Source organism: Candidatus Neomarinimicrobiota bacterium (assembly GCA_041862535.1).
Taxonomy (GTDB): Bacteria; Fidelibacterota; Marinisomatia; order SCGC-AAA003-L08; family TS1B11.
The window spans coordinates 1-6,469 of record JBGVTM010000350.1 but is presented as its reverse complement, the minus strand read 5'-3'; the positions used below and the strand labels follow the sequence as shown (position 1 = coordinate 6,469).

At 56.0% G+C, this 6,469-nt stretch carries 5 protein-coding genes; 3 read left to right on the top strand and 2 right to left on the bottom strand.

The window, feature by feature from the left end:
• Window positions 1-776: isoaspartyl peptidase/L-asparaginase family protein (locus ACETWG_12565; protein ID MFB0517421.1), on the bottom strand; the 776-nt coding region annotated here is incomplete at its 3' end.
• Window positions 777-943: 167 nt separating this feature from the next.
• Window positions 944-2,986: a DUF5916 domain-containing protein gene (locus ACETWG_12560; protein ID MFB0517420.1), complete on the bottom strand. Its 2,043-nt coding sequence runs from the start codon at window positions 2,984-2,986 to the stop codon at window positions 944-946.
• Between the two features lie 182 nt (window positions 2,987-3,168).
• Here ACETWG_12560 and ACETWG_12555 point away from each other — a divergent pair, with 182 nt between their 5' ends.
• The 3 genes from ACETWG_12555 (at window position 3,169) to groL (ending at window position 5,741) form a co-directional block, all read left to right on the top strand.
• Window positions 3,169-3,606, top strand: a complete 438-nt coding sequence (locus ACETWG_12555; GenBank protein MFB0517419.1) for a dUTP diphosphatase — start codon at window positions 3,169-3,171, stop codon at window positions 3,604-3,606.
• A 182-nt stretch (window positions 3,607-3,788) separates the two neighbouring features.
• The gene (gene groES, locus ACETWG_12550) at window positions 3,789-4,073 is read left to right on the top strand and encodes a co-chaperone GroES (GenBank protein MFB0517418.1); all 285 of its coding nucleotides are present in this window, start codon (window positions 3,789-3,791) and stop codon (window positions 4,071-4,073) included.
• A 39-nt stretch (window positions 4,074-4,112) separates the two neighbouring features.
• Window positions 4,113-5,741, top strand: coding sequence for a chaperonin GroEL (gene groL, locus ACETWG_12545; protein MFB0517417.1), 1,629 nt, complete (start codon window positions 4,113-4,115; stop codon window positions 5,739-5,741).
• The last annotated feature ends 728 nt before the right edge of the window (window positions 5,742-6,469 follow it).

Genomic DNA, 6,469 nt, shown 5'->3' with positions numbered 1-6,469 from the left:
CCGGTGCAGGATACGGCGCAGGTCCGGTTATCGGCATAAGTGCCGGCGCCGATGATGGGGGAGTCTCCGACCCGACCGAATTTCTTATTGGTCATACCTCCGGTGGAAGTGCCGGCCGCCAGGTTGCCGGCCCGGTCCAGGGCGACGGCGCCCACCGTACCGTGACCTTTTCCGGCAGGATTCATCCGGGAGGCTTCCTGCTCCCGTTCTTTAGCCCGTTGGAGGGCCTCCCAACGGTGCTGGGTGAAGAAATAGTCATCAGTCATGAGCTCGACGCCCTGTTCCTGGGCAAACCTTTCGGCTCCTTCACTTGCCATCATGACGTGCGGTGAGGCTTCCATGACCAGCCGGGCCAGCCGGATGGGGTTTTTCACATGCCGGACGCCGGCTACTGCTCCGGCCCGCAAGGCATCACCGTCCATAATGGAGGCGTCCAGCTCATTCTTACCATCACTGTTGAAGACGGCTCCCTTGCCGGCATTGAAAAGGGGCGAATCCTCCATGATGACAATGGCCGCCACGACGGCCTCCAGGGCCGGGCCTTCGTCGTTGAGAACCTCGTAGCCGGCCATCAGGGCTTCGGTGAGTTTGCTCCGGTAAGCCTCTTCCTGTGCGGGGGTCATATTTTCCTTCAGGATCGTGCCTGCGCCTCCGTGGACCACCAGCCCGAACCGCACGCGTGGAACGGCTGGCCGAGTGCAGCTCCATCCGCTAAAGGCAAGTATGATTAATAGGACAATGACTGGAAGAGTCTGGCGCCTCTCAAGGTGTTTCATATAGCCTCCAATCATGGTATTCGAGAATTAAAAAGCCATAGCTGTCCTATCGGTTCAAAGACGATACTGTCAGCCCTCCATCAGTTTGTATGAGTGAGCGTTCGGGAAGGCATTAGTCGGCATAGTAGACATTGACCAGGACGGATTTGGTAACGGTGATGATGTCCTCAAAACACCCACGACAGTTTGGTAAACAGAGTGTGCCCCTGGTCGGATGTGGTGCCGATGCGGGAAGTGCCGCGCTGATAGGCGACCTGCAGGGAACCGAAGGGCGGCAGGAAGCGCCAGACCATGACGGCTTGCACGTTGTGCTTGTCGATAGCCGTGTGGGTCTGGTAAAAGAGCTTCAGGTACAGGTCCTTGTTGAAGTAATAGTGCGAACGCAGCACGTGGATCGAGGTGCTCCTGTCTTCCGGGTCTTCCGGCTCAGGATCAAGCCATAGTCTCGTGAGGCCGTAGCTGGCATTCCAGGCGTCGGTAATTTTAAATGTCGCATGCGTGCCGAAAAGGCGCAGGTCGCTGTTTTCCTCACGCCCGAATCCAAACGAGATCTGGGCCGAGCGGCCGGCGCGGTTGTCGTAGCCCAGCCCCAGCGTGGTCTCCCGGTCGCGGAAATCCTTCTCGTAGCGCTTGAACTCGTCGGTGTGGGATAATTCAATTTCCCACTTGCTGGTAAAGGTCACATCGCACTCGGCATCCAGCTCCCAGCTCCTTAAGACCCCCGTCTGGCTCCAATAGTGGTTGTAGTTCACTCCGGCATCGATTTCCTCAACAAATCCTTCCTGTATCCAGAGGGTATGCGATAGGTTGGTGTCGAATTCCTTGCGGTTGTCATCGTGGATAAAGCCCACGGCATTCATGTTCTCCATCAGTCCGATCCCCCAGTGGGAGTACCGGATGTGGAAGTGGCTGGTGGCATTGTCGAAGGTGGGCCTGATGAACCAGGTCATCTTGCCGTCGTTGCTCGGCCCATGGGCGCGGACGAATTGGGCTGTGGCACCGAGAGTCTCGGTAAAGAAGAGGTTGGCGTCGAGGCCCAACGATCCCTGATTGTCACCCCGGCAGGTGCGGTTGGCGGCGAGAAAGCCGAGGTTGGAGGGGCCGAACAGACCCTTCTTGGCCCGCACGATGGTGTAAGTGGCATCGGAGCCGTTGGAATCGTTATTTATAGGCTCCGACTGGGTGCCGATAAGGGCCAGATCCCAGGAGCCGACCTTACCGGTGAGCTTGGCGCCCCAGGGGATGTCGCCGATCCGCCTGGAGTAGAACTGCTGGACCCGCTGGCGGAACAGCTCACCTCCCTCAAGGAAAAAGGGGCGTTTCTCGGGGATGCTCAGCTCAAAGCGGGTCAGGTTGATCTGCTCGACGTCGGCTTCGACGATAGCGAAGTCGGGATTGATGGTCAGGTCGGCGCTGAGGTTGCTGCCCAGGCGGTAGCGTAGGTCCAGGCCGACCCTTCCCTCCAGGTTCTGCCTCTCTTCGGACTGGGATAAGGCGTAGGGGATAATCTCATAGCGCTTGACCAAAGCCGGGAGGTCCAGATCGGTCAAATCTCCGAATTGAGCGACACGATACTCGTCCTCCAGAGGTCCGAGCCAGTAACTCTCCTCAAGACGTCTGGGATAGTAGCGGCCGAGGTTCAGCCCCCAGGTGCGACCTGCTCCACCCTGAAACCTTAGGATGTGGAAGGGGATGGCGAATTCGGCCGTCCAGCCCTCTGAGATTCGAGCGGCAGCGGAGAGCCAGGCAGCGTCCCAATTTTCGTCATTGGAGCGGCCATTGTCAGCGACCTTTCCGTCGGCTTGCGTGCCGAGACTGTTGGTCATGAAATAGGTGCAATTACTATTGTCGTCGAAAGTGTCGAGCATGATGACAACAGCATCGTCATCATCAAGTTCACCGTCGCGTTTTATAATAGCGGCGGCAATCCTTTCCGGCTCCGGATCGACGCAGATAAAAGCGACATAGAGGGCTTCGTTGCTGTAGCCGATATACACGATAGTACGCAGGGGAGAGGGTTGACCATGCTCCGGTTCGAATTGGATGAATCCCTCGATCGGTTCGGCCAGCTGCCACACCGCTTCGTCGACATGGCCATCGATTACCGGTGGTTGGGGAAATTTGGCTGCCTCGACAAACCTCTCGGTCTGGCCCTGGGCAATATCGATTGTCATAAAGACCAGGAGCAGGGTAATGATCAGCGTCCGCATAAAGTTTGAGTTCTTTATAATGGGCTAAAAAATAGGAGAGAATAGTGGCATTTCAAAGCGTGGGCTGATTCAAGCTCAGTGGTTCAGGCTGGGCCAACTGAGCCGAAGCCGCTCGTTGCGTCCGAGTTATTTTTTTCCTGTATTTGACTGGATTACCCGCCTTAACATCCGACTGCCATTCCATGAAGTTGTACATCAAACCGCTTACTGACAGCGTTCGGCAGCTCTATGTCAACCATGGCCATTACCACCTCGGCGATGCCGGGCTGGATTTGTTCATCGTCAAGGATCAGACTTTCGAGGGAAGGGAGACCAAGGCCATCCATCTGGGTATCCAGTGTGAACCAGAGGACGGTCGGGCCTATTTGCTTATGCCCCGGTCCTCTATTGCAATAACTCCCTTGAGGATGGCCAATTCCATTGGTTTGATCGATGGCGGCTATCGGGGGGAGCTCGTAGCCGTGTGTGACAACATTAAGGATGTTCCCTATACGGTACACCGGGGTGATCGCCTCTTTCAGCTGGTGGCGCTGGATGGCTCGGGTGTTGAGTACGAGCTGTGCGAGGAACTATCTGCGACCACGAGGGGCAGCGGCGGGTTCGGCAGCACCGGCGGTTGACTTTGCCCCGGCATAGCACTCTTACAATAAGAGTGCTAAAAAATGCTTTTTCCCTCTCTGGAAATAAATTTAAATTTATTGCTGCTCGAATCTGAAATCTTGCTGTTTGGGTTCGAGCTTTATTCTCAGATTATTCCAAATTTGAACATAAAGTCAATGACTGAAATCATAGGAGTGCACATATGAACCTGAAACCTCTCCAGGATCGAGTGGTAATTAGGCCTGCGGAAGCGGAGGATGTCAGTAAGGGCGGCATTATTCTGCCCGATACCGCCAAGGAGAAGCCTCAGCAGGGCGAAATAGTGGCGGTTGGCCCCGGGAAAATTGCTGACAACGGTCAGCTAATCAAGCCCCAGGTCAAGAAGGGTGACAAGGTCCTGTACGGCAAGTACTCCGGGACCGAGTTCACCATTGAGGGAGTGGAATACCTCATTGTTCGTGAAAGCGATATTTACGCAATTCTCTAGTCTCAAAGTTTCAACGATTTCGAAAGGAGAATAGACGCAATGGCAAAGATTCTAGTCTATGGTGTTGATGCCCGTCGGTACCTGAAGTCGGGTGTGGATAAGCTGGCTGAAGCGGTAAAAGTAACACTGGGTCCCAAGGGGCGTAACGTGGTGCTCGAGAAGAAATTTGGCGCTCCCACCGTTACTAAAGACGGTGTGACCGTTGCCAAGGAGATTGAGCTGGAGGACCCGTACGAGAACATGGGTGCCCAGATGGTGCGGGAGGTAGCCTCCAAGACTTCGGACGTGGCTGGTGACGGTACCACCACCGCCACTGTGCTGGCGCAGTCCATTATTACTGAAGGTCTGAAGAACGTCACTGCTGGAGCTAATCCCATGGACCTGAAGCGGGGTGTAGATTGGGCGGTTACCCAGGTGGTGGAGTCTCTGAAGGCGCAGAGCCGCGAGGTGGGTGGCAAGGAAGAGATCTCTCAAGTGGGCACGATTTCGGCGAACGGCGACGCCACCATTGGTAACAGCATTGCTGACGCGATGGAAAAGGTGGGCAATGATGGAGTCATCACGGTGGAAGAAGGCAAGTCGACCGCGATCGAGCTGGAGATTGTGGAAGGCATGCAGTTTGATCGAGGCTACCTGTCGCCTTACTTCGTCACCAACCCCGAAGATATGGAGGCCCAGCTGGAGGAAGCCTACATTCTGATCCATGACAAAAAGATCAGTACCATGAAGGATCTGCTGCCCATCCTGGAGAAGGTAGCCCAGTCCGGCAAGCCGCTCCTGGTAGTCGCCGAGGATGTGGAGGGAGAGGCCCTGGCCACCCTGGTGGTGAACAAGATTCGCGGTTCGCTGCGGGTGGCTGCTGTGAAAGCGCCGGGCTTTGGTGATCGCCGCAAGGCTATGCTTCAGGATATCGCGGTCCTGACTGGCGGCACTGTCATTTCGGAGGAGCAGGGTTATAAGCTGGAGAACGCCACCCTGTCCTATCTGGGTACGGCCAAGCGCATCACCATTGATAAGGACAACACAACTATTGTCCAGGGCGGCGGCAGCAGCGATGATATCCTGACCCGGATCAACGAGATCAAGGTCCAGATCGACAAGACCACTTCGGACTACGACAAGGAGAAGCTGCAGGAGCGTTTGGCCAAGCTCTCCGGTGGTGTAGCCGTATTGAACGTGGGCGCATCCACCGAGGTGGAGATGAAGGAGAAGAAGGCCCGGGTGGAAGATGCGCTTCACGCAACCCGCGCCGCCGTTGAGGAGGGGATCATCCCCGGAGGCGGGGTCGCGTTGGTGCGGGCGATCAAGGCCATCGACGTCACGAAGCTGGATAATAGCGATCAGAAGATCGGTGCGGAGATCTTGAAGAAGGCCCTGGAGATGCCCCTGCGCCAGATCGCGGAGAACTCCGGCCATGAAGGCTCGGTGGTATTCGCGCAGGTGCGCGATCACAAGGATGGCGACTACGGCTTTGACGCCCAGGAGGAGAGGTACGGCAGCATGTACAAGATGGGCATTATTGATCCGACCAAGGTGACCCGCATAGCGGTAGAGAACGCTGCCAGCGTAGCCAGCCTGCTGATCACCACCGAGGCGCTGGTGGCCGAGAAGAAGGAAGAGCAGAAGATGCCGCCGATGCCTCCGGGCGGCATGGGCGACATGTACTAAGGCAAGCCTCCATTAGAATCTAATCAATCAGATCGGCCCTTTCCCACAGCGGGGGAGGGCCGGTTTTTATTACCGCAATGGTGCAGCTGCATCAGCATGTTACTTTGGGGTCTACTCCGGGCCCAGCGCTGAGGCGGGCCGCCAAACCGGGGCCAGGGGGAGCCCTTAAAATTCAACAAAATCCACACAAAATTCAGCATTTTAAAATTTTTTCCCGACGGGAGGGTTAAATCCGGGGTGTAGAATTTTCTACTCCGCATCCAGAGTAGTGGTAGCGGCAGGCACCGCCTACGGCCCCGCCTCTGGCGGGATTGTAGACGGGACCAAGGGCAGGGCGGGGCGGTATGGGGCATCATTATCATCGTGCCGGAATATAAGCCAATGGCAGGGGTTTGTCGTTCGCCTGATGCGCGTGGTGCGCGAAAAAAGAAGTTTAAAGTTCCGAGTTTCAGGTTTCGAGTTGACCCCTCATCCCGTCCTTCTCCCCAAGGAGAAGTAGACACGTCAATAACCATAGCTGTACGAAGCGCGGTATCTGAAAGAAGATTCAAGTTTCGAGTTTCTAGTCCCGAGTTAGCAGCGAGCTGGAGAGAGCGCCGGGTGCGCGAGAAATGAACCACAGAGACGCAAAGATAAGAAAATATGAAACCGCAAAGACGCCAAGAAATCTTAGCCACGGATTAACACGGATAGGCACGAAACAAGACAAGGCAAAGGGACGCAGAAGA